We start from the raw sequence: 24451 nt of genomic DNA on the forward strand, positions 1-24451 counted from the left end.
GCATTTGCAGGTGATCCTTTTTTTGCAAAGATACGCTTTTCTTCTGAAAGAAGCAAGGATTTATTGGAAAATGTTTGAGGGTGAAGGAGATAAAAATAAAAAAGGTGTATCCTCGCTTGCCCGATGTATGGGGCAAGAAGGATACACCTTTTTATATTATGGGTTTGGATAATCTTGATTGATACCTCTAGGAAGAAAATAACCCTTGATGCAATTAGGATTGCAGACACAAATCTGAATATGATTCTTTTCTCTGAATCCTGCATTAGGATATAGTTCCTGTCCTTCCCAAAATACTCCTTTTACTGAATCGTATGGATGGGCATTGGCATCCTGATTGTATGTTAAAGCAGTTTGTACAACTGCACAATCCAATTTTCTAATCAATAAATCTGTAGAATTTCCGATAGATGTATTCTTCGGTAATTCAATCCCTGATTCTTTATAAACAGTAACCATAGACTCATAAGCAGCCTTTAATTCCTGAAGATATGTGCTATCTGTTAAGTCAAAACAATACCCCAAGTCTATAATTGCACCAACAACTGCAGGCTCTTTGATTTGTGAGTTCTTTCTTTTGGCTAAATCTTTAGCCCATTGCCAAGCTCGTTCCTCATTATTTTCCCAAAAATAGATGCCGTTTCCTAACCAGTCATAGTCATTAGTGCTGGAAAGAAGATCGGTCTTACCAGCAACTACGGCATCAACAACAGACTTGTCGCAGCCATGAAATCCTATTACTAGGTTGGAGCGCCTTGAATATAAAGACTTATCCATAATTATCTCAAATGTGGTGCAACTTCTCCATTAGGTAAAAGAATTCCTGCCCTAATTAAAAAGGCACGTGCTGCTTCTTTACTGGCAGTAGAAGCCTTTCTTGCAGCCTCTAATCTTTCTTGTCTTTTGCTATCAAATAAATCCATATTCTACCTCCTTGTTTTAAAAGTTGAACATTTCTTTTGCAAAGATTATGCCAGCGAGTGCAATGAAAGTTTACTTTCAGATTGCCGAGCGCCGCTAATCTTCTGCAAAGATTATGCCAGCGAGTGCAATGAAAGTTTACTTTCAGATTGCCGAGCGCCGCTAATCTTCTGCAAAGATACGCTTTTCTTCTGAAAGATGCAAGGAATTTTGGGAAAATGTTTGAGGATGAGTGAGATAAAAAGAAGAATTAAAACCCCGGGGTCATCACCAGCATCGAATAATCTGGGAGAGGGCCTTACCGGGACTGCGCTGCAAAGATAATAATTAAAATGGAATATACCAAAGATCTTTTCGAAAAATTACGTCCCGACGTAGCTACGTCGGGACGCGTCTGTCGCTACGTCGGGACGTAGGAAACACTACATCGGGACGTAATTTTTGCTGCATCGTGGGAGGCTTTTCGATAAAAAGCATAGAAAAACACTAAAAATTGAATAGAAAATAAGCGTTTTTGCTCAATGTTTTCAACCTTTTAGCTCCCATAACGCCTCTAGAACGCCCGAAAATCGCTGTTTTTTGCAAAACGTGGCAATAGGTGACAATAAGGTGATAATAAAAAAGCCCCTTATTGCCACCCGTTATACTCTTATTATCAGCTACTTATAATAAGCGTGGCAAATGTTGCAATAAATATGAGAAAACATGTTCCTATGTGTAGAGGATCTTTGTTTCTCAAACATTCCATCAAAAACCGATTTGTATAAATACTATTGCCGTCGTTTCTTCTTGGGAAAATGTTTGAGAGAGATAAAAAGAAAATTTTCGACGACATCTATTGTTTGGCCTTTTGATCTACATGCAGTGATTACAAAGTCACAATTCATTTATAGTATTTCGGTTCAGGGGAGATTGTCCGTGTATAGACAATCTCTCCTGAGCCCATTTATGTCATTTTGGGGGAACGAGAAAATGGGAAAGTGACGAAAAGTGGTAAAACTACCACTTTTTGCTTGTAAATCATGGTGAAAGCCTTCGTTTGAATCTTTTCAGTGACGAAAAACGGTAAGTTTACCACTTTTTGATAATAAAGTTGCGCATTCTTAGATATTTTTTGTATCTTTGCAGTGACGAAAAGTGGTAATGTTGCCACTTTTTGATAATATAGTATAATTATGGATATCAAAAGACAACAATATTTAGACCAACTAATCGCAAGCCAAAGGAATGGCTTGATTAAGATTATTACAGGTATCAGAAGATGTGGAAAGTCATATCTTCTGTTCAAGTTATTTCATGAGTATCTAAATTCGCAAGGGATTTCAGATGACCATATCATAGAGGTTGCCCTCGATGATCGTACCAATAAGGAACTGCGTGATCCAGATAATCTGTTGAAATACATCAAGGAGCAGATAACAGACAAAAATCTCTACTACATCATGCTTGATGAGGTACAGATGGTAGATGAGTTTACGGATGTATTGAATAGCTTGCTGCATATATCAAATGCAGATGTATATGTTACAGGCAGCAACTCGCATTTTCTATCGACGGATGTAGTGACAGAGTTCCGTGGTAGAGGTGATGAGATACATTTATTTCCATTGTCATTCTCTGAATACTGTGAAGGATATAAAGGGACAACAGACAATGCATGGAAAGATTATTATACATACGGAGGGCTTCCTCTTATTTTGACGCTTGATACAGATAAGAAAAAAGAAGATTATCTGAATAACTTGTATAAGAGTGTGTATCTCGTAGATGTGTTGGAACGACATAAGGTAAAAAACATGGGAGAGTTTGATGAATTGCTGCGAATTATCGCCTCTTCCATTGGTGCTCCATGCAATCCAACGAAGCTTGCCAATACATTCAAGAGTGTCAAGAATGTGGTCATTCATCATCAGACGATAAACAAGTATCTAGGTTTTTTAGAAGATGCGTTTCTTGTGGAAAAGTCCATCAGATACAATATCAAGGGGAAGAAGTATATCAACACCTTGGCAAAATATTACTTTTCGGATCTTGGAATCAGAAACGCTCTCTTAGGCTTTCGCCAGCAAGAAGAGACACATATCATGGAGAATATCATATACAATGAATTGCGTACGAGAGGATATCATGTAGATGTGGGTATGGTGGAAGTCAGAGAGCCAGACAAAAGTGGCAAGTTGATCAGGAAGCAGTTGGAGGTGGATTTTGTGGTGAATCAAGGAAGTCAGCGATATTACATCCAGTCAGCTTTCGCCATGCCAACATTAGAAAAAGAGGCGCAGGAATCTGCATCACTATTGAGAATCAAGGACTCTTTCAAGAAAATAATCATTGTGAAAGATGATATTAAGCCCAAGAGAAATGAAGATGGCATCCTTACAATTGGGCTGAAAGACTTCTTGTTAGACAAAAACAGTTTAAATTATTAATGCTTAAAATATGGAAAAGTGCCATTCTGCAGGGATGAACTAATTATAAATACCACATATATTATCTTTCCATTATAACCATATCTCTGCAAAAGAAGGTGGTACACAAAGTCAGCCGTGAGAAAAATTCTTGCGGCTGATTTTGTATTACGATTGTTCTACAGGATAGTCGCAAGAACGAAAGTATATAAATCAAAAAGCGATTATCAGGAATGGAAAGAAAAAGGCTCAGGGGAGATTGTCTGTGGATAAGACAATCTCCCCTGAGCCAGTATTTACCTCAGTTCGGGATAAGAAATGTTGTCATGTATTGAGGATCTTTGTTTCTCAAACATTCCATCAAAATCCGATAGGTATAAATTCTATTGCCATCGTTTCTTCTTGGGAAAATGTTTGAGAGAGATAAAAAGAAAAAGGTGTATCCCTTTGCCCATTGTATTGAGCAATAAGGATACACCTTAATTATATAGTATTTATAATTTCTGATTACTCAGTGAAACCTGAGTGGCGAGTACCAGCGATACGATAAATAGCACCCTTGTCATCATCTGTGAATTTGACAGTATAACAAATGCTGTCTACAGGCATACCATGAAGGTTCTTGCCCTGACCATAGAAAACCTGACCTTTGAGGAACTCGATGTTGCCAGCCCGTGCATCTGAAGGATTGTAAGAGGTGTTTGGTGTTCCTTCAAACTTACCATTGTTATAGTCTGTTACGTTCACCTTCATCTTGACCCCATAGAATGCATTATCATCAAGCCACATCTTATCAGCATCATTAGCTGCTGTATTATAAGTGTTAATGTTGATTGTGCCAAGTCTAAATGGATCTTCACTGAGTACATTGCCTTGTTCATTAACAACATCTACTGTTACATCCCAAAGACCTGCCATTTTCTCAACAGCTGTACCTCCAGCTTTCTCATCTGTCTCAGGATCACAAGAAACAAATGTAAAAGTTGCAACCAAGGCAACCATAAACATTGAAATATATTTCTTCATAATCTTATACTTTAACTAAAATATTTATTTTTGCAAAGTAATGAAAAACTCATGGTTGTAATATGAATTTTCATAACTCATTTCATATGAAATTTTACCTGTTGTAGGGTCGTACTTACCATTGGTAATTTCGTCAGCTCCATTGTCAAAAGCAGAACAATAACTAGATAGCATAACAATACTATTGTCTGCTAACAACTGAATATATCCACTCATATCACAAGCTGTACCATTACCAAATGTTTGGTTCCATAGACCACCCATAAAGTCGCTTATATAAAAAATACCTGAAGCTTTTTTTGTTATCTTTATTGTATTATTTGCAATAGGATAATTGTTTTTTATGCCTACGAGATTTACATAAGTATCTGCTGTAGTTTTATAAGTGCCAGAAATATCAGTTGTAATACTTGGGTCACAAACAGCTACAGTTCTTTGTGTTGATGTCTTATAGCCCTGCTCATTGGTATATGTATAATTGATATTGTATAAACCAGGAGTATTGACATCAACAGTTCCTGATGTTACAATACCAGAGGTGCAGTCTTCACCACGCAAAACACCCTTACATCCCAGCTCAGTATATGTTGTACCAATAGGAACTTCCACAAATTTAGCACCTTGGATTTCCAAAGTAGGATAGTATGTAACCTTAGCATCTGTCAGTTCATCATTGTCATCATTACAAGATGTCAGTGCAAATGATGAGAGGCAGAGCATCAAGGTATAAAATAATATCTTTTTCATATTCTTCTTGTCTTTTGTGAATTAATGAATCTCACTATTCTTTTGTATAGTGAATTATTTTACATCCCAGAATACTGGGTCTGCCAAAGTCTTGACAGCAGGTGTATTCTTGTTGTACTTGCGGGCATTCTCTGGGTAAGGCATACGCTTGCAGAGATTATTGTTGCCATAATAGTTAAGACCTGGATTGATCATATCACCTGCTATGTACTTAGTAGAACCCTCAAATACTTCCTTGGCAGTAGCAGTGGAAAGTGCAGGAACGTCTGTACGACGCTGCTCAGACCATGCCTCCATATGATTGCGCATAAAGAAGGAAGCCCACTTCTGCATATAGATGAGTTTGAGCTTGTCAGCAGTTGTAGCCTGAGTGTCAAAGTTTACTTTAGCACCAGACAAGAAAGTACTCACAGCACTGTCGTCGATTCCGCGAGAAACGAGATCTGCACGAACAGCATTCTCATAATTCACCTTAGCTGCAGCTGCATTGTTGTTGAAGCGAAGTTCAACCTCTGCCTTCAAGAACTCAGCCTCTGACTGCTGCATGATGTAGATAGGCATTGCAGCAATCGCTCCATATTTAATTTCGCTTACTTCCTTGTTCTTCCAGTCCTTGCCAGTCCACTCCTTGTAGAGAGTCTTAGCACCAGGAATCTGGCCAACATACTTTCCTGCGGCTTTATTAGCCTCCATTGTAGTTGACAAGCGAGGGTCGTTGGTCAAGTTGTAATATGAAACAATAGGGTAAGCTGCGCAGAAATTATTGGTCTTTAAACCGCGAATGGCTGCATACCATGGGTTCCACTGCCCCTCTGCATTACTATATACATTGAATGTGCAATCTTTATTTGGTAACAAGTTCTCTACCACCAATGCCTTAGCCTTGGCAGTATAAGAATCTACATCCACACCACCATCTATCAAACGCATGTACATACGCAGACGAAGACCATTAGCAAAACGCTTCCATGCATCCAAAGAACCATTGAACATAGGGTCTGTTACAGAAAGGGTTGTTGTCCCCTCAGGAATAGCAGCCTCAGCCTCATCCATGGCAGCTAAAACCGAAGTATAGACAGTCTTACCATCGTCCCACTTTGGAGTAGGATTGGCGTTGCCTTGGCACATTTCGGTATAAGGAGCATCGCTACATGCATCTACCATGTATTGCATGCCCAAGGCTGTCATCACTTTGCAAGCGAACAGGTCTGCCTTGTTATTTGTCTTGCTCTCTACATCTTTGATATCCATCATGGCACCTGCATAGATGGTGCGATAACAACGGTCGAACAATGATGAAGACTCGTCGAAATGAAGCTCAGCCTCATCGTTATACTGGTTAGCCTCAGGGCGCTGTTCGAAATACTGGGCAAAGAAACCAGCATTTGTGAACATAGCATCACCAGGCACTGCTGCCAAGGCATTTTCCACAGAAGGGAAAACCAATGTTGGTGTCACGTCACCATTGTTTGGATAGTTTGGGTTGTCATTGATATCCATGTCGCAGCTCGAAAGCGCCAAGAGGCAAGCTGCGCTATATACTAATATTTTCTTCATAATTAGCTTTCTTATTAGAATTTAACTGAAACATTGAAACCAATCTTTCTAGAACTTGGGTTGGCAGAATACTCACCATAGTTACCAGACAAGTCGTTACCGAAAGAGGTTGACTCTGGGTCGATGAAAGTATTGCTAGAAGGTGTCCAGAGGAACAAGTTGTTTCCAAAGACAGAAACCTTCACACCTGTCAAGAATGTCTTGGCAAGCCAAGCCTTAGGAAGATCCCAAGAAAGTACTACGGAACGAAGTTTTACATAGCTCTTGTCAACCAAGAAATCGGCATCGTAATTGTCTGCACCATTGTTCCAGTAGTTATAAAGGTTGGTTGCATTCAATGCTGTTGTGTTCTCGCCATATACAGGAGCGCCGTTGGCATCTGTGCCTGTCTGAACTACAGAGTTCGGAACGATGAATGGATGACGGCTGTTGTAAGCAGTCTGAATAGCGTTACCAACGAAATAGTTGACGCTCTTGGTACGAGAATACATCACACCGCCCTTACGAATATCGAAATCGAATGACAAACTTACGCCCTTGTAAGAGAAGGTATTGGAAATACCCATCTGATACTTGCTGTTCATGCTACCAACAATCTGCTGCTCTGTAGTCTTAAGAGGAAGACCGGTCTTAGGGTCTACGATAATGTGACCTTCGGCATCACGCTGTGAAGTGTAAGCCTTGAACACACCAAGCTCCTCGCCAACGATGGCATAGAGACCTGTGCCGCCACTCAAGCCATAGATTACAGACTCTCCACCGAGTTCTTCTGGAAGAGAAATTACCTTGCTGCGGTTCAATGTCCAGTTGAGGGAAATATCCCATTTGAAATCCTTTGTCTTAATTGGTGTGCCGCTGATCAAAGCCTCGACACCACGGTTACGAATCTTACCGAGGTTGGTGTTCTGTGCGGTATAACCAGAAGCAGGATCCATAGCCAGAGAGAATATCTGCTTGTCTGATACTCTATTGTAGTAAGATACATCGAATGACAAGCGATTCTGAAGGAATGCCATGTTCAAACCGAGCTCAAACTCTGTTGTCATCTCTGGACTCAAAGTAGGGCTACCCAATACGTTACCTACAGAATATGCATTATAGTTACCATTTGTGAATGGGAACTGGCTAGTACCCCAACCTGATGTGTTTGCTCCACCTTGTGCAAATACAGAAGAGGTCATGTATACATTTGCATCATTACCTGTCTTACCCCAAGCTGCGCGTACTTTACCAAAGGTGATAATCTTCTGCATCTCTGGTGTTAAGAACTGAGAGAAGATAACACTACCGGTAACACCTGGATAGAAGAAAGAACGATTGCCCTTAGGTAGGGTAGATGACCAGTCGTTACGAGCAGTCATTGTCAAGTATGCCCAGTTGTCCCAGCCAAGATCAATCTGACCGTATGCACCCATCAAGCGACGAAGCTGCTTGTACTGATCTACTGTCGGCTTCTCTGAAGAGTTGTTCAAATTATAGAATGTAGGGATAGTCAGGTTGGTGACCTCTGCATAGAAATAGTTGTATCTACGCTCATTACCATTAAGACCAGCTACTGCATTTACGTCCAGTTTATCCATGAAATTATGACTATAGCTCAACATTGCATTCAAGTCGATTTCACGAGTACGTTCTGTCTGCTGGCTTGCCTTACCTGTCAAAGCAGACAACGCATCTGCCCAGTTTGGAGTGCCCTGATAGAGTTTAGACATATTTGGCTGACCTTCATCGTGATGACCTGTTGTAGTATCCAAACCGAAACGACCAGAGAACTTCAAGTCCTTGATGATGTCCCAATCCAACTGCAACTTGCCATAGAAACGCTCCTGCTCATACTGATTTTTATTGTTGTTCAAAAGGTAGTATGGGTTGGTTACACCATATGGAGTATAGTAATAACCTGGAGTATTGAATGGATTGTTCAAATCCTTAAGCTCAGCTATGCTGATGTCGCGAGGAGTCTGCATGATACAGTTGTACATAGAACCAGCCTGCTGACCGGTGCTTACGAAATTATTCTTTTGGTAAGCATAGTTGGCAGACATGCTCAAAGTTACGTTCTTGATCTTGTGACTAGCACGACCTGAGAATGTATACTTGTTGTAGCTATCTGCGTCTGTTGGGATGATACCATCATCGTGAATCTGTGACAGACTCAAGAAGAAGTTGCTTACATCTGTTGCACCATTGAAAGATACACTGTTGTTATAGCGAATACCTGTATCGAAGAAGTCCTTCACGTTGTCCTTGATGGCACGATAAGTCTTATATTGCTGAGAGTTATCGTAAATATTACCATATCGCAAAGAAGAACCATCAAACTCAGGACCCCAAGAACCGTTTTCCAGGTCGGTCTTGTTACCATACCAACCCATACCGAACTGGTTCTGCATCTGAGGCAAACGGAGAACAGACTCAAGTTGCAAACCGCCGTTATACTCAATACCAACTCCCTTGCTTTGTTTCTTACCACTCTTGGTGGTAATCAGGATGACACCATTGGCAGCACGGCTACCATAGAGAGCTGTAGCAGCGGCACCCTTCAAGATGGTCATGCTCTCAACGTCGTCTGGGTTGACAGCATTGGCTCCATTACCGAAGTCGTAGCTTTCATTCAAGCTGTTAGCACTTGCTACCATAGAAGTCTCACTACTTGTTGAGCTGTTTGACAATGGTACACCATCTACAACATAAAGAGGCTGGTTGTTGCCAGACAAAGAGCTGACACCACGAATAACAACGGAATTAGAAGCACCTGGGTCAGAAGAAGAAGCTGAAATCTGTACACCAGCCACCTTACCTGCGATACCAGACATGATGTCGCCTGTGCGTGACTCAGAAAGTTTCTCACCACCGACAACAGAAGCCGAGTAACCCAAGGCCTTGCTCTGACGGGTGATACCCATAGCTGTAACTACGACCTCATCAAGGCTTTTTGAATCTGAAGCTAAAACGATTTTGTTGTTGCCTGCTTTGAGGACAACGGTTTTGTCTTGCATACCAATGTAAGACACTTTTACAGAGTTCTTTCCGTTAGGAAGAACCAAAGAGAAGTTACCATCAATGTCGGTAACCGTACCAGTATTGGTGCCTACCACTTTGACAGATGCACCAATGATTGGCTCACCATCCTCTGCAGAGGTTACTTTACCGGAAACTTGAGTTTGCGCCAACGCCATTCCTAAACTAAGGAAGAGGCAGGCAATAAACGTCATGAGTCTTTTTTCCATAAATCTCTCTCGTTTAATTAATTAATAAATATATAATGTTTTATATTTCTTTCTCACTACATATCCTCCCAACTTTTATTGAGCGTGGGGACTCATTTCTTGTCTCCAACTCTTATTCCGAACTGGTGGGGGTGGGTATGTTGCCATACCTTATTATATATAGGGAAGTATCTCAAACTTCACTAAATTTTAATAATATTTTTAATCGGCTGCAAAAATAAGCATTTTTTAGGAAATCACCAAACTTTTTTCTAGAAAAGTTGCACTTTACCCGACATTTTATTATAAATATGCGGTTTTTATACACTTTTGCTTATGAAAAACAAGAGAAAGCGGCAGTTTTGTCAAAAACTGCCGCTTTCGCTGAAATACTAACTTTCTGCCTTTAATTCTTTGTCTAGAACAAAGAGCATATAGAGGGGGATGTTGATGGTTTTTGAACTGTTGTTTCTCTCGTATGGCAAGAGACTGGTGCGAACCGACTTGTCTTGCACCTTCCAGTATGAGTGGCTTCCTTCCGTGACTGTCTTTCCATTTTAACAATTGGGATATAAGTAGTCTTTCCATATGCTAAAAATTATGTTTTGGCAAAGATACTAATAAACAGTGAATTACGCAAGTAAAATCACATTTTCCTAAGGACTTTTAAGTATATTTATCACATTTTCCTAAGGACTTTTCTGTTAAATCATCACATTTTCCTAAGGACTTTTAGGGGTTAAAATCGAGAATTCTGTCGTAATCTCAGAAAAAAAGCAAGATTACGACAACTTTTAAACGAGAAATCTGTCGTAATCTCGATAAAAAAGTGAGATTACGACAGATTTTCATGAATTTTCTCTTTAATTACTTGTCTACGGTAGAAGAAACATTGTTCTTCTCATAGATCTTCATTTTAGAAAAGGTTTGAAAATACTTGAGACAGGTATTGCGCCATTCCTTGGCGTTTTCCAACTGTACATTGAGTAATGAATCGGTATGTTGCCATTCCTGTTCATGACCCTTCATATACTGTTTGGCTGAGGTGTGCCAGAAGTCGCGATATACTTCAACCATTGCTACACCCATGTTGTACTTCATGCAGAGTTCCTGCCAGAGGGTGCTGCCTGATTTCATCTTGTAAGTCCAAGGCACATGATGGAACCATAGGAGATATTCCTCAGGGCAAGTTGTGATGTTGTCATACATACTGCGGTAAGGTTCCGGATACTGACCGACAGCATCTGTGCCCTTGGATGAACGATCGAAACCTACACCCTGAGCATCAGCCTTATGGTAGTATACCGGGCACCATTCCAAAGGATAACTTGCGATGAAACCATCTGGCTCCGGACCGTAGTGGTGGTCGAACTTGAAGATATGGTGCAAACCCAAAGGCATCATATAGTTGACACAAGCTTCACGTGAGGTCATCATCATCATCTCTACCGGCTTGGTAAATTTCTCGTCCTGGTTTTCGTAGGTCTGTACGAGCCATTCGTGAGCAATCTCCTCGGCTGTAAGTGAAGGATTCCATGCCAATCGGCCAAAAGCATACCAGTTAGCCTGAGAGAAAGGATGACCGCACCAGTTGGCATCATCACCGATATTGGCTACACCTGAGATTCCAACCAGTCTGTCTGGATTAACAAAGCCAAAGAATTCCTTCCACATAGGAGCGAGATAGGTGAGGTGCTTAGACTGACCAAGATATTCCTGGGTAATCTGAAGTTCTGCTATCTGAGGAGTCTGTTTGATGTTGTCGAAGATTGGAGCGTATGGTTCACGTGGCTGGAAGTCGAGCGGACCATTCTTTGACTGTAGGATTACATTGTCACGGAACTTTCCATCCATACCTTTGAATTCGCTGACAGCTTGCTTTACACGGTCTTCTCCCTTATGGTTAGCACCATATACAAAGCTTCGCCACATGATGATGCCTCCGTATGGTTTGACGGCGTCGGCAAGCATGTTGGCTCCATCGGCATGTGTGCGGTGGTAATCGCCAGGACCAGGCTGTCCTTCAGAATTGGCTTTTACGAGGAAACCGCCAAAGTCTGGGATGGTAGCATATATCTCCTTTGCCTTCTTCTTCCACCACTGCTGAACCTTCTTATCCAGTGGGTCGGCAGTCTTGGTATAGCCCAATGCCATAGGCGAAGCGAAGTTGATGCTGAGGTATACCCGGATGCCATAAGGACGCAGAATGTTGGCGATGACTTTCACCTTATTAATATATTCAGCCGTCATCATCTTTGGCGATGCGTTTACATTGTTGAGTACGCTGCCGTTGATGCCCAAAGAGGCGTTGGCACGGGCGTAGGTGATAAGACGGTCGTGCAGACTCTTACTGATGCTGCCGCCCTTACCGTTTTTGCCGAGTTTGATTTCTTCCCATTTGAAGATGCTCTTTCCGGCATAGCCACGTTCGATGCTGCCATCGAGATTATCCCAATGGTTGAGGATGCGGAGACCCACTTGTGGCTTCTCGGTCTCATCAATAGCTTTGCTGAAGTTCTGCTGATTACCGCTACCTGTGTTGTAGGCATCAGTGTTCTGAAGTCGAATTAACTCGTAGGCACCATAGAGCAAACCGATAGGATTGCTGGCGGTGATAGTTGCTTCGTACTGAATGTTGTCGCCTTGCTGTGCAGGACGGGCGTAGATGTTATAGCCCTCGCCCAGGTTGAGACTCTTGTCTATCTTGAGCTCAACATTCTTGCCACGCCAGTTGTTTTCTAACTCCTGCTTGGCAATCTTGGCTGTTGCATCATCAGGCAACTGTGAGATGACTTGGCATGAGTTAGCATACTGCTTTCCGAGCCATAACTGTGAACCATCACTCTGTGCAGAAACATGGAGTGATGTAAGTACCGTAAATAATAAAATGAGGTATTTCTTCATATCTTTCCAGATCGTTAGTTTGTATTATTATTGTTTCTGCTGCAAAGATACGAAAAAATACCTTATTCTCTTCTATTTGTTGTTTATTTCTCATTTCTCTTTGTTTCAGCATACTCGCTAGGCGACATGCCATAGTGTTTTTTGAACACGGTAGAGAAGTGGGTCTGGTTGTTGAAACCTACAGAGTAGGCTACCTGCGTGATATTAATCTGCCCCTCTTCGATGAGTCGTGCCGCCTGTTCCAGTCGGAGGTTACGGATAAATTCTCCGGCAGAAACACCAGCAATCTCCTTCAGTTTACGGTGGAGCTGTGCACGGCTGATACCTACCTCCTCGGTAAGTTTCTCTACATTGAGGTCGGGATCGGCAAGGTGGGCGTTGATATATTTCATCACGCGTTCCATCAGGGCATCGTTATTGCCCTTTACCTGAATCTGCTCAATCTTCGCCTTTTGGCCCTGTGCTCCGCTGTATTTGCCGCGGATACGTCGCACATTATCCACCAGGTTGTCGATAAGGATGTGCAACTCTTCCATGTCGAAAGGCTTTGCCAGGAAAGCATCGGCTCCTCTGCGAAGTCCCTCCAACCGGTGTTCCACCTCGCTCTTCGAGGTGAGCAGGATGACTGGGATATCGCTGATGTTGCTGTTACTCTTGATGTTCTTGAGCATGGTGATTCCATCCATCTCCGGCATCATCACATCGCTTATCACGAGGTCGTACTTGCCGGTGAGCAGCATCTTCAAACCCTCCTTGCCGTTGCAGGCATGCTCAAAGCGGTACCAGTCGCTCAGTTCGGTCTTGATGTATTGGGCAATCTCGCTGTCATCGTCAACTATCAGGATATTGAAGTTACGGTTGGCCTGTACTTTCTTTTTGGTAATCTCCTGCTCCTTCTTGTCTTCTTCTTCCAGTATCTCGCCTGGCTGCAGATGGCTGTTGCCCAGCGGAATGCTTACTTCGAAGCAGGAACCCTTGATGCCGTCGGTACGGTTGTAGGCCTTGATTTTGCCTCCGTGCATTTCTACAAATGCCTTACAGAGGTTGAGCCCGATACCGGTTCCTTCGATATGGAGACCGCTGCTGTTGTTTCCCTGATAGAAACGTTCGAAGAGGCGGTCGGTCTTCTCTTCTTTCAGTCCGATGCCTGTATCTTCTACCCTGATGATGGCATTCTTTTCGTCTTTGCCTATGATAACAGTAATCTCGCCGCCATCAAAGGTATACTTCATGGCATTGGAGAGCAGGTTGGAGATAACCTTGTCGAAGTTGATGCGGTCTATCCAAACCTTCAGCTTGCCTTTATCGCTGCTGAGGCTTTCGTCTTCTTTGAGCGAAAGGGTGATGTTGCGCTCCTGTGCATTGAAGCGGTAGAGCGATACGATGCCATGCAGGAAATCCTTGAGCGGAGTCTCCTGGCAATGGAGATGCATCTGGTTCTTGTCTATCTTTCGCTCATCAAGTATCTGGTTTACCAGAAGCAGGAGGCGCTGGGCATTGCGGTCGATGGTATCGATATCCTGTTTGCTTTCGGCATCTGTTAATCTTGTTTTCAGCTTGTTGAGCGGCCCCATGATTAATGTCAGCGGCGAACGGATATCGTGGGTAGCATTGATGAGGAACTGCATCTTGGTCTCTTCCAGGTCTGCCTTGCGGTGGCGCTCGTATGTATAGATAACATACAGGATGACGCTTGCTATGATCAGAATATAGAGGAGATATGCCTCGGGCGATGCATACCAAGGGTCGCATACCTTGATGTTGATGATGGTAGGATTCTTGGAATATCTGCCATTGCTGGTAGCTCTCACCTCCAGCGTATAGTCGCCCGGTTTCAACTTGTTGAATGCTACGGCATTGGCTCCCTCATTGGTGCTGTTCCATTTGCCGTCGTTGATGCGGTATTGGAAACTGATATTATCGGTGTTCCTGTAGTTGAGCAGCGAGAACTCCAGAGTGAATGAATTCTGGGAGTAAGGAATGCTGAAGTCTTTGACCATACAGTTGATTGGCTTTCCGTCGATGATGAAGTTGGTGAGATGTACATCTCCCAATTCCATCTTCTTGGCTCTGACAACGTCAGGATAGAAGGTTGTGATACCGTCACTGGTTCCGAAGGCAATAAGGTCGCTGGCGGTATGCATGGAAGAGCCCAGCACGTACTCACGGGTAGTAAGTCCGTTGCCGTTGATGTGCCCGATAAACTGTCTGTTCTTCTGTTCGTACTGCCAGATGCCCATGGTTGTACTTACCCACAAGTCACCCTTCTGGTCTTTGATGATGCTGCAGACCTGCTTGCCTTTCAACGCTTCTGCATGAGGGAAGTTCTTCGTCTTGTTGCTCTTTCTGTCAAACAGATAGAGTCCTTCTTCGGTACCGATGATAATATCGCCGTTCTTTCCTTCGCAGATACCATTCGCCTGTCTGTCTTTCAGAATGTTGAGCCATCCAAAATCCTTGAAACTGAGAGTTCGGGTATTGAGGCAGGAAACTCCATTAGAGGTTCCTATCCATAAATGTCCTGTATGGTCGAGCGCCATGCTTCGCACCCAGTCGTTGCAGAGAAATCCTTTATCGCCTCTTTGCTGCATATTCAGAACGGTAACTTTGCCGCTTTCCACATTATATATATATAGGCCTTTGCTGTATACTGAAATGTAAAGGTTGCCCTGTGCATCGTCGGTCATACAGTAGATGCCGGCACTGGTAAAGGTGAGTTTCTGCTGGTATGTACCTGTATGAGGGTTGTAGCTGTAGAGTGCGCTGCCATTGCTGATCCAGTAATCGCCACGTCGGTCTTTATAGATGATGCAAGTACCGGCAGGTGACTGAGGGTGGGCGATAATCTTGCCTGAAGCATCAAAACAGAATACGCCACTGTTCTGTACCGTACACCATGTTTCACCATTCTCGCCTTGTGCAATAGATGAAACGCTGCTGCCGATGATATAGTTCTGTGCCGAAAAGCTCCAGCTGTTGAAAGCCTGCTGGCGCTGGTTAATCAGGTACAGACCTTTCTTGTAACAGCCTATCCAGAGATTGTTGTCCTTATCTTCGATGATATCGTTGACGAAGGCGGTAGCCAGATTGAAACTGCTGTTGCTGTTCTCCAACTGTTCTACCCTGTTGCTTCCCTTTCTGATCATGAGAACACCATGCTCAGAGGTGCTGATATAGAAGTTGCCTTCGTGGTCGAAGGTAGCATTGTTGATGGTTACATTATTCTGATAACCGCCAAAGTCGTAGCCGGCATCAGCGATGCGGCCTGTCCGGTAATCATAATAGACGATGCCATACATGCAGACGATGAGCATAGCCTGCGGACGATGTTGGATGAAAGCCACAGGTGCTCCGCATGGCGATTTGAAGTCTTTGCGCTGCACCTTGCCTTGTTTCTTGATGAAACGGGTGAAGATAGAAAGGTGGCTACTCTGCCAGAGATAATGATGCTTATCTTCGTAGATATGGGTAAAGAATACATCAGAATCGCGCTCAGCGTATTGCCTTTCCTGTCTGATAGTGAAAAGGTTGTCTGTTGCTTTCTTGGTATTTCTGTCTTTTACAGAATAGAGACCATATCCTGCTGTACCCAGCAGGATATCGCCATTGTGACTTTCTACCATAGAATAGATACGTGGCTTTCTGCCATCAGGAAACTGGAGACGGGCGAAATCGTTCGTTTCATAATTATAGCGCATCAGTCCCTTGGCACAACCTATCCACAGATTACCTTTCTTATCTACCAGCAGGTCGGAGATAATGTTGTCGGTAATGGAGGTTGTGTCTTCTTCGTTGTGCAGATAGTTGGTAAAGCGGTAGCCGTCAAACTTGCTGAGTCCATATTCGGTTCCCACCCAGATATATCCGTATTTATCCTGCACCATGCAGTTGATGAGCGAACTTGACAGTTTGCCCGATGTGAAAAGTTCACCACTGTCTGCCCATACCATGAGCGAAATGATGATAGCCATAAATGCCATGAGGCAATGTTTCGTATATTTCATAAGTTTCAGTTTGTTGCTTGTTTAAAATAGGTTGTTACGGCTGCAAAAGTAACAAAAAACAATGAAAGAAACAAATTCTAATGCAACAAAATGTTTCATTTCTTTTTGTTTCTTTATCTTTTTGCGCTCTTTTTGCAGGTATGAAACAAATAGAAAAGTAATGGTAACTATTAAATACCTGTTATTTCATTACTTATTAGTAAATTTGCATCGTCAACAACAATAGAAACATTAAAAGCATCATAATAACAATGAATAGACAAGCAATCAAAATCTTATCGCTGGCGCTCGTATTGGCTACGTCAGGTTCTGTAGCTTTTGCTCAGAAGGTATGGAAAGGATCTTGGGCTACTGCAGTGGAATGGACTGGTAAAGGAGATATGCCTAAGGAAAGCTTGAGCAACCGTTCTTGTCGACAGATAGTTCATGTATCTTTTGGCGGAGAGGAACTCAGAGTGAAGCTCAGCAACGAGCAGAGTAAGGAGCCGGTAGAAATCAAATCGGTGTATATAGCAGATACCGATAAGGACAGCAACTGGTTTGTGAATGGTAAGACCGTGAAGTATCTCAAGTTTAATGGCAAGAAGAATGTAACCATTGCTCCTGGCAAGGCTATCTTCTCTGATGATTTGAAATATGCCTTGAAGAGTGGACAGCGCCTCACGATTACCATCGACTATGGCAAGCAGACTCCAGTGAATGCAACATCCCATCGTGGTTCACGTACCACATCTTATATAGTAAACGGTTTGCATCGTACTCCTAAACCGATGGATAAGAGTTTTGATGATGGCGAGGAGGCTGACCACTGGTACAATCTTTCTGCCATTGATGTGAAGACCGATAAGGCTACCCCTGTGGTAGCTATCCTCGGAAACTCTATTACCGATGGCCGTGGAAGTACTACTAACCATCAGAACCGCTGGACCGATTTTCTCTCGGATGCCTTGAATGCAGAGAAGCCATACGGCGTATTGAATCTTGGAATCGGTGGCAACTGCGTGGTGCAAGGTGGATTGAGCGAACCAGCCATGAAACGTTTCGACCGTGATATCCTGGGACAGACAGGTGTAGATAAACTCATCATCTTCGAGGGAACCAACGATATCGGTTGCTGCAGCGGAAATTATGAGCATGTAACAGATACCCTGATTGCCTGCTACAAGGTGCTGATAGCGAAAGCCAAGGCAAAGGGAATCAAGGTGTATGGCGGAACCATCACCCCAACCAAGGGAAACGGCTGGTATTCTTACTGGCATGAGGCGATGCGACAGACCGTGAACGAATGGATCAGAAAAAGTGGTGCCTTCGACGAGGTCATCGATTTCGATGAGCTGACCCGCGATCCGAAAGACCCTCAGCGTCTGAAGGCTGAGTATTCTGACGACTGGCTGCATCTCAATCCGAAGGGATATGAGGCAATGGGCAAGTTTGCCGCAGAGAAATTGAAGTAAATATATTATATGCATCTTTTATGTTATATATATAATAAGGTGTAAACTTAATGACAGAATTAAATATGGAACAGACATCTGTAACACAGGAATCTAAGGGATTCTACAAACTGAATTGGCTACAACGCATCGGATTCGGATCTGGAGACTTGGCGCAAAACCTCATCTACCAGACCATCTGCATGTATCTGTTGTTCTTCTACACCGACATCTATGGACTTAATCCTGGTGTTGCTGCCACCATGTTCTTGGTGGTTCGCTTGGTCGATGTACTTTGGGACCCATTGGTGGGAACTTATGTAGATAAGCATAATCCGCGTTGGGGTAAGTATCGCTCTTATCTCGTTTTGGCGGGTTTGCCACTCACCGTACTTGCCATCCTCTGTTTTTGGAATGGTATGGAAGGACAGACAGAAACCATCAAACTTATCTATGCCTATGTAACATACGTAGGCTTGTCTATGCTCTATACATTGATCAATGTGCCTTACGGAGCCTTGAACTCTTCGCTGACTCGCGATACAGACGAAATAACCATTCTTACCTCTGTACGTATGTTTATGGCAAATGTGGGTGGACTCTGTGTATCGGCAGGTGTTCCAATCCTGGTAGCGATGCTCGCTGCAGCCAAGGATCTTCCTATCGAGATGGCGCTCTTCATGGGTTTGGGCTCTTTGCCATCCTTCATCTTTATGCCACTGGTTCCTGCCATCAAGAAAAAGGTGGGCAAGAAGAATATGTTCTATATCTTCCTTACTGTGGCTATCGTGGGTATGGCGATGCTTTATATCATCAGCAAGATGGGATCTGTAAAGGATCATATCACGCTGGTTTATATCGCTCAGTTCATCAAATCAACAGGCGTAATCGTAGCTACAGGATATATGTGGGCTTTGATTCCGGAGGTTATCTCTTTTGCAGAATATACCAGCGGCAAGCGTATTGCCGGCATCGTCAATGCCCTGACCGGTATCTTCTATAAGGCAGGTATGGCTCTGGGTGGTGTTATTCCTGGTGCAGTTCTTGCATGGACTGGTTATCAGGCAGCAGCTGCTCAGGAGAGCAACTCTCTTCCTACCGACAGTAATGCTTGGTTTGTTGCCATGCTGATTTTTGCCCTGGTAGGTTTCGCCCTTCTGGTATTCTGCTTTACCCAAACCAAGGAACGTGTGGTAATGGATGAGAAGGAAACCAAGAATGTAAAGGTGAGCGACCTGTGGACAGAATTCTTCCACAACCGTCCTCTCCGTATCGTTGCTCTCTTCTTTATTACAGCCTTCGCCATGATGTCGGTAGGTAATGCTGCCGGTGCTTACTTCATGAATGATTTGGAGCAGCAGACTCCTCTGGCACAGGAGGGTATCCGCTGGCTGGTATGTGTGATTCCTGCCATCCTGCTGGGTTTGGCGATGTTCATCATCTCTAAATATGAGTTGACCGATGAGGTTATCGACGACATCAACAAGAAGATTGAGGCCCGACACAAGGAAGAAAACTAGAGACTATAATTATTAACGAGAAAAATAGATATAAGATATGAAAAAGATCACAACTCTGGCACTGGGGCTGATGCTTGCTTCAACAGCTTTCGCTCAAAAAGCGAACTCAGCAGCTCAAATCCCAACATTCCAGGAAACTATGGGTAAGTACTTCCTGGTAGGTGCTGCCATTAATACCGATTTGCCTGATGGACAAGACCCTGCAGGTGAGGAAGTAGTGAAGAAACAGTTTAACCAGGTAGTTGCCGAAAACTGTATGAAGGGCGAGAAGAATCATCCGGAGGTGAATCGCTTTGATTTCACTGATGGCGATAAACTCGCCGACTGGGCAGAGAAGAACGGCAAGACCTTGATCGGGCATTGTCTGGTTTGGCATTCTCAGCCACCTAAGTGGATGTTTACCGATGATAAGGGTAATCTGGTAAGCCGTGAAGTGCTTATCGGCAGAATGTATAACCATATTATGAATGTGGTTACTCATTATAAAGGTAGAGTAAAGGGTTGGGACGTTGTGAACGAGGCTTTCGAGGATGATGGTTCTTACCGCAAGTCTTTATATTATAAGATTATCGGTCCGGAGTTCATCGAACTGGCTTTCCGCTTTGCGCATGAGGCTGATCCAAACGTAGAACTCTACTACAATGATTATTCTACTTCGAAACCAGCTAAGCGAGAGGCTATCTGCAAACTGGTTCGCGATTTGAAGGCGAAGGGTCTCCGTATCGATGCAGTAGGTATGCAGAGCCACAATGGTTTTGATTATCCTGATTATGCTGAGTATGAGAAGAGCATTGAGGCTTTTGCTGGTGAAGGCGTGAAGGTGATGCTGACTGAGCTGGATATGAACATGCTTCCTAATCCGGAAGGATTCGGCGGAGCGGAAATCAGCCAGAAGTTTGAACTTCAGAAGAAGTACAATCCATACGTGAAGGGACTTGACAAGAAGGCGCAGAAACTCTTCAACCAGCGTTATCTCGATCTCTTTAAGATTGTAGAGCGTCACAAGGATGTCATCAGTCGTGTTACCTTCTGGGGTGTCAACGATGGTCACTCTTGGTTGAATGGCTGGCCTATCCCTGGCAGAACCAACTATCCGCTGCTCATCGATCGTAACAACAATGTGAAGCCAGTGGTGAAGGAAATCGTCAATCTCTTTAAGTAAAATCTCTTTAGATAATATTGTACATCTCTTAAAATAATAAACAACAATGAAAGCAAGATATTTGTTCCCAAAGGATTATATGGCAGATCCATCTGCCAATGTGTTTAACGGTCGCCTGTATGTTTACCCATCTCATGACTGGGATAGCGGCGAAAGTTTCGACGATGATGGCGGTCACTTCCAGATGAAAGACTATCATGTTCTCTCTATGGACGATGTGATGGAAGGTGAGGTAACCGATCATGGTGTGATTCTCGACGTGAAGGATGTGCCATGGGCTGAGAAGCAGATGTGGGACAACGATGTAGTAGAGAAGGATGGCAAGTACTATCTTATCTTCTCTGCCAAGGATTATAATGGTGTGTTCCATCTCGGTGTGGCTGTGGCTGATAAGCCTGAAGGTCCTTTCATTCCGAATGCCGACCCTATCCGCAAGTCATACAGCATCGACCCTTGCGTGTTCAAGGATGATGATGGCAAGATTTACTGCTACTTCGGTGGTATCTGGGGCGGTCAGCTTCAGTGGTACAAGGACAACAAGGCACTGAAGGATGAGCATCTTCCAGAGGGCAAGGAGAATCCATTGCCATCTCGTGTAGCCATGATGACGGATGATGTGCAGCAGTTTGCAGAAATGCCAAAGCCTGTTGTCATCGTTGACGAGGAGGGTAAGGTATTGCCAGCTGATGATCCACATCGCTTCTTCGAGGCCAGCTGGATGCATAAGTATAAGGGCAAGTATTACTTCAGCTACTCTACCGGTGATACTCATTATCTCTGCTATGCTGTAGGTGATAATCCTTATGGTCCGTTCACTTACAAGGGCGTCATCCTGGAACCGGTAGTAGGTTGGACAACCCATCACAGTATCTGTGAGTACAAGGGACAGTGGTATCTGTTCCATCACGACTGTGTGCCATCAAATGATACAACCTGGCTTCGCAGCGTAAAGGTGGCTCCTCTCTTCTATGATGAGGATGATAACATCTTGCCGGTTCAGCCTGAATAAGAGTATTATAAGTTTTAGATGACATACGTTTAGGTTGACTTTTAGGTTTATAATAGTTTTGATGAATAGTTGATATATAAGTTAATGTTAGTTTGGAAGAAACGGCATCTTCGTGAGGAGATGCCGTTTTTGCGTATGTTCCTATTCTTTCTTTTCTTCTCTTTCCGTTTTCTCTTACTTTTCATCTAATGTTATTTTTAAGTTATTTCTATCAGTTTGTAGGAGATTTCGGATATTTTTGTTTACCTTTGTGCCCGTAAACCATAAAAAGAATAATTTATGTTGAGATTACTTTTAAGGCTTTGGTGGTTGCAGCAGCGCCGTAACTTCCACAAGCGAGATGCCTTCGTGGCGTGCTACATCATCTTCCTGTATGTGGTGATGGGCGTGAGCTTCTTTCTCAGCTTCACCGAGAATGGGGGAGAACTTGGGGGCGAAGACATGCCTGCCCTGTTGGGAGCCGGTATCGTTGTCGGTATGCTGATTCCTGACATCATCATGAAGATGGTGATGAAGCGGGATATTACAGCAATGGATGATTATGTGAAGTCGCGCCCTGTGCCAGAGAAGATCTGGAACAAGTTCCTGCTCACCACCAATCTCGTGAGCTTCTGGAACTATGTGCTTCCGGTGCTTATGCTTCCGGTATTTATCTATTTCCTGCCTGCAGGTCAGGTTATTGCCAGCTTCTTTCTGTTCCTGGCGTTTTCTTATATTGACGGCATCTACATCACCTGTTACCGCAAGGCTACGGAGTGGATTCTGAAATGGCCCTTGATATTGGGATGGATGGGAATGTTTGCCGTGCTGATAGGGTATATGTTTGTGGCTTCCTTCTTCCCGGTATGGATGGGATGGGTGGGTATCTTCTTCCTTGCCGGAGCGGTATTCGCCGGACTTACCATCTATCTCTATCACGAAAAGATTTATAACGAGCAGAAGCAGAAGGTTTCCAGGTTCCGTGGTTTCAGCCATATCAACCTCTTCAGTCTGCAATATATCGGCACATTGAGAGCAAAGCGTGTCCGTACGATGGTGATTATGATTACTGCCATCTTCCTTTTCGATGCCTATCTCTTTGCCTTGCTACCGGCAGAAGCGGGACAGGAAATGGGGGACAAGGTGGCTATGACTACCCTCTATGTGGCGGGTGCCATCCTGCTGCCATCGGTGGTGTTGTCGCAGTGGACCTTTGGCATTGAGGCAAACTTCTTCCATGGTTTGATGACCAAGCCTGTCAAGGTTAAACAGATGCTGCAGAATTGCTTCTATTATTATATGGTGGTGAGTGCTGTCGCTTTGTTGCTTACTCTTCCGTTCCTTTTCCTGCAGGCAGGAATCGGAATCCAGGTGCTTATCAGCGGTTTCTGTCTGGCAGTATTCATCAATCTCTTTAATCTGCCTACGGCACTCTTCTCTTCCCGTCTGGAGATATTCCAGACTTCCATGTTCAGCATGCAGGGAGCTAATCTGAAGATTAATCTTTATGCCATCGCCTTTCTTTTCCCGCTGGCTGGTGTCTGTGCTGTCTATTATTTCTTCGGTGAGACGGCATGGTTTATCACCTGCGTAACGCTGGCAGTCTTCAGCATCGCCATCCACAAATGGTTCATCGCCAAGATAGCTGCCATCTTCGAGAAGAACAAGTATAAGCGCATGGAGAAGTTCATGGAAAGCTAGGAGAATTAAGTGAAGAGTGAAGAACGAAGAGTGAAGAATTCAATAGCTTTACTAATCATAAAGTTCAATGTTCAAAATTCAAAGTTCAAAGTAATATGATTAAGATTCAGAATCTCAAAAAGATATATAATGGCAATACCGTACTCGATATTGATAATCTGGGTGTTGCAAAGGGCGAGTTGATAGGACTCGTAGGTAATAATGGTGCGGGCAAGACCACCTTGCTCCGTCTGATTCTCGACCTGATTCAGGCTGATGATGGTTTCGTGGAAAGCAATGGACAGAAGGTGAACGAGAGTGAGACCTGGAAGGAATATACCGGCAGTTACATCGACGGCAGATTCCTCATCGACTTCCTCACCCCTGAGGAATACTTCGATTTCATTGCTGATGTTTATCACATTGACGATGAAATCTTGCAGGAGCGATTGGCTCAGTTTGAGGGCTTTATGCACGATGAAATCATGGGAACCAAGAAGTATCTCCGCGATTTTTCTCAGGGCAACCGACAGAAGATTGGTATCATCGGAGCGATGATTATTAATCCGAAGGTTCTTCTCCTAGATGAGCCGTTCAACTATCTCGACCCATCTTCTCAGATGACTATCGCCCACATGATTCAGCGCATCTGCAAGGAGCAGGGCACCACGGTCATCATCTCCAGCCATAACCTCAACTTCGTTGCCGACATCTCCTCCCGCATCCTCCTGCTGGAGAAAGGCAAGCTGGTGAAGGATCTTCCTAATGCCGATGGCGCTGCCATCGCCGAACTCAACGAGTACTTCGGTATTCAGGCGGAATAAACTTTTTCCGTTAATATTATACAAATTCCATGATATGATTTGTATAATTATCGTTAAATGCTTACCTT

15 protein-coding genes are annotated in these 24451 nt (G+C 43.5%); 7 read left to right on the forward strand and 8 right to left on the reverse strand.

All coding sequences use genetic code 11. The annotated features are described in order from the left end of the window. Positions 1-156 precede the first annotated feature (156 nt). Together ONT19_RS12950 and ONT19_RS12955 are read right to left on the reverse strand one after the other, a co-directional pair. A complete protein-coding gene (locus ONT19_RS12950) occupies positions 157-777 on the reverse strand; it encodes a hypothetical protein (protein WP_119237196.1) in 621 nt (206 codons plus the stop codon). 2 nt (positions 778-779) lie between these two features. After that, the gene (locus tag ONT19_RS12955; RefSeq protein WP_006847677.1) at positions 780-923 is read right to left on the reverse strand and encodes a hypothetical protein; all 144 of its coding nucleotides are present in this window, start codon (positions 921-923) and stop codon (positions 780-782) included. A 1173-nt stretch (positions 924-2096) separates the two neighbouring features. On the opposite strand from ONT19_RS12955, the gene ONT19_RS12960 reads away from it, so the two are divergent. Further along, complete coding sequence (locus ONT19_RS12960; protein WP_118139259.1) at positions 2097-3350, forward strand: ATP-binding protein; 1254 nt, start codon at positions 2097-2099, stop codon at positions 3348-3350. Positions 3351-3836: 486 nt separating this feature from the next. On the opposite strand, the gene ONT19_RS12965 is transcribed toward ONT19_RS12960, so the two are convergent. The 6 genes from ONT19_RS12965 to ONT19_RS12990 all read right to left on the reverse strand — a co-directional run bounded on the left by ONT19_RS12965 (position 3837) and on the right by ONT19_RS12990 (position 16776). Further along, the gene (locus tag ONT19_RS12965) at positions 3837-4355 is read right to left on the reverse strand and encodes a lipid-binding protein (protein WP_118416842.1); all 519 of its coding nucleotides are present in this window, start codon (positions 4353-4355) and stop codon (positions 3837-3839) included. A 24-nt stretch (positions 4356-4379) separates the two neighbouring features. Beyond that, positions 4380-5102 carry a BT_2262 family domain-containing protein gene (locus tag ONT19_RS12970; RefSeq protein WP_118416841.1) on the reverse strand — a complete coding sequence of 241 codons (723 nt, stop codon included), beginning with the start codon at positions 5100-5102 and terminating at the stop codon, positions 4380-4382. A gap of 54 nt (positions 5103-5156) precedes the next feature. After that, positions 5157-6659 (reverse strand): SusD/RagB family nutrient-binding outer membrane lipoprotein, encoded by a 1503-nt coding sequence (locus ONT19_RS12975; RefSeq protein ID WP_264952132.1) that lies wholly within the window; start codon positions 6657-6659, stop codon positions 5157-5159. 14 nt (positions 6660-6673) lie between these two features. Next, positions 6674-9889, reverse strand: coding sequence for a SusC/RagA family TonB-linked outer membrane protein (locus ONT19_RS12980; RefSeq protein ID WP_118416839.1), 3216 nt, complete (start codon positions 9887-9889; stop codon positions 6674-6676). A gap of 846 nt (positions 9890-10735) precedes the next feature. Then, positions 10736-12772 (reverse strand): alpha-glucuronidase, encoded by a 2037-nt coding sequence (locus ONT19_RS12985; protein WP_264952133.1) that lies wholly within the window; start codon positions 12770-12772, stop codon positions 10736-10738. Between the two features lie 83 nt (positions 12773-12855). Beyond that, the gene (locus tag ONT19_RS12990; RefSeq protein ID WP_264952134.1) at positions 12856-16776 is read right to left on the reverse strand and encodes a hybrid sensor histidine kinase/response regulator transcription factor; all 3921 of its coding nucleotides are present in this window, start codon (positions 16774-16776) and stop codon (positions 12856-12858) included. 251 nt (positions 16777-17027) lie between these two features. On the opposite strand from ONT19_RS12990, the gene ONT19_RS12995 reads away from it, so the two are divergent. The 6 genes from ONT19_RS12995 (at position 17028) to ONT19_RS13020 (ending at position 24383) form a co-directional block, all read left to right on the forward strand. Beyond that, on the forward strand, positions 17028-18230 hold the full coding sequence (locus ONT19_RS12995; protein WP_264952135.1) for an SGNH/GDSL hydrolase family protein: 1203 nt from the start codon (positions 17028-17030) through the stop codon (positions 18228-18230). 65 nt (positions 18231-18295) lie between these two features. Then, positions 18296-19729, forward strand: coding sequence for an MFS transporter (locus tag ONT19_RS13000; RefSeq protein WP_264963872.1), 1434 nt, complete (start codon positions 18296-18298; stop codon positions 19727-19729). Between the two features lie 37 nt (positions 19730-19766). Beyond that, a complete protein-coding gene (locus ONT19_RS13005; RefSeq protein ID WP_264911014.1) occupies positions 19767-20891 on the forward strand; it encodes an endo-1,4-beta-xylanase in 1125 nt (374 codons plus the stop codon). A 46-nt stretch (positions 20892-20937) separates the two neighbouring features. Continuing rightward, the gene (locus tag ONT19_RS13010; RefSeq protein ID WP_264952137.1) at positions 20938-21900 is read left to right on the forward strand and encodes a glycoside hydrolase family 43 protein; all 963 of its coding nucleotides are present in this window, start codon (positions 20938-20940) and stop codon (positions 21898-21900) included. A gap of 279 nt (positions 21901-22179) precedes the next feature. Beyond that, on the forward strand, positions 22180-23580 hold the full coding sequence (locus ONT19_RS13015) for a DUF5687 family protein (RefSeq protein WP_264952138.1): 1401 nt from the start codon (positions 22180-22182) through the stop codon (positions 23578-23580). Between the two features lie 95 nt (positions 23581-23675). Further along, positions 23676-24383 (forward strand): ABC transporter ATP-binding protein, encoded by a 708-nt coding sequence (locus tag ONT19_RS13020; RefSeq protein ID WP_218458789.1) that lies wholly within the window; start codon positions 23676-23678, stop codon positions 24381-24383. Positions 24384-24451: the final 68 nt, after the last annotated feature.

This window comes from Segatella copri, assembly GCF_026015625.1.
Taxonomy (GTDB): Bacteria; Bacteroidota; Bacteroidia; order Bacteroidales; family Bacteroidaceae; genus Prevotella; species Prevotella copri_H.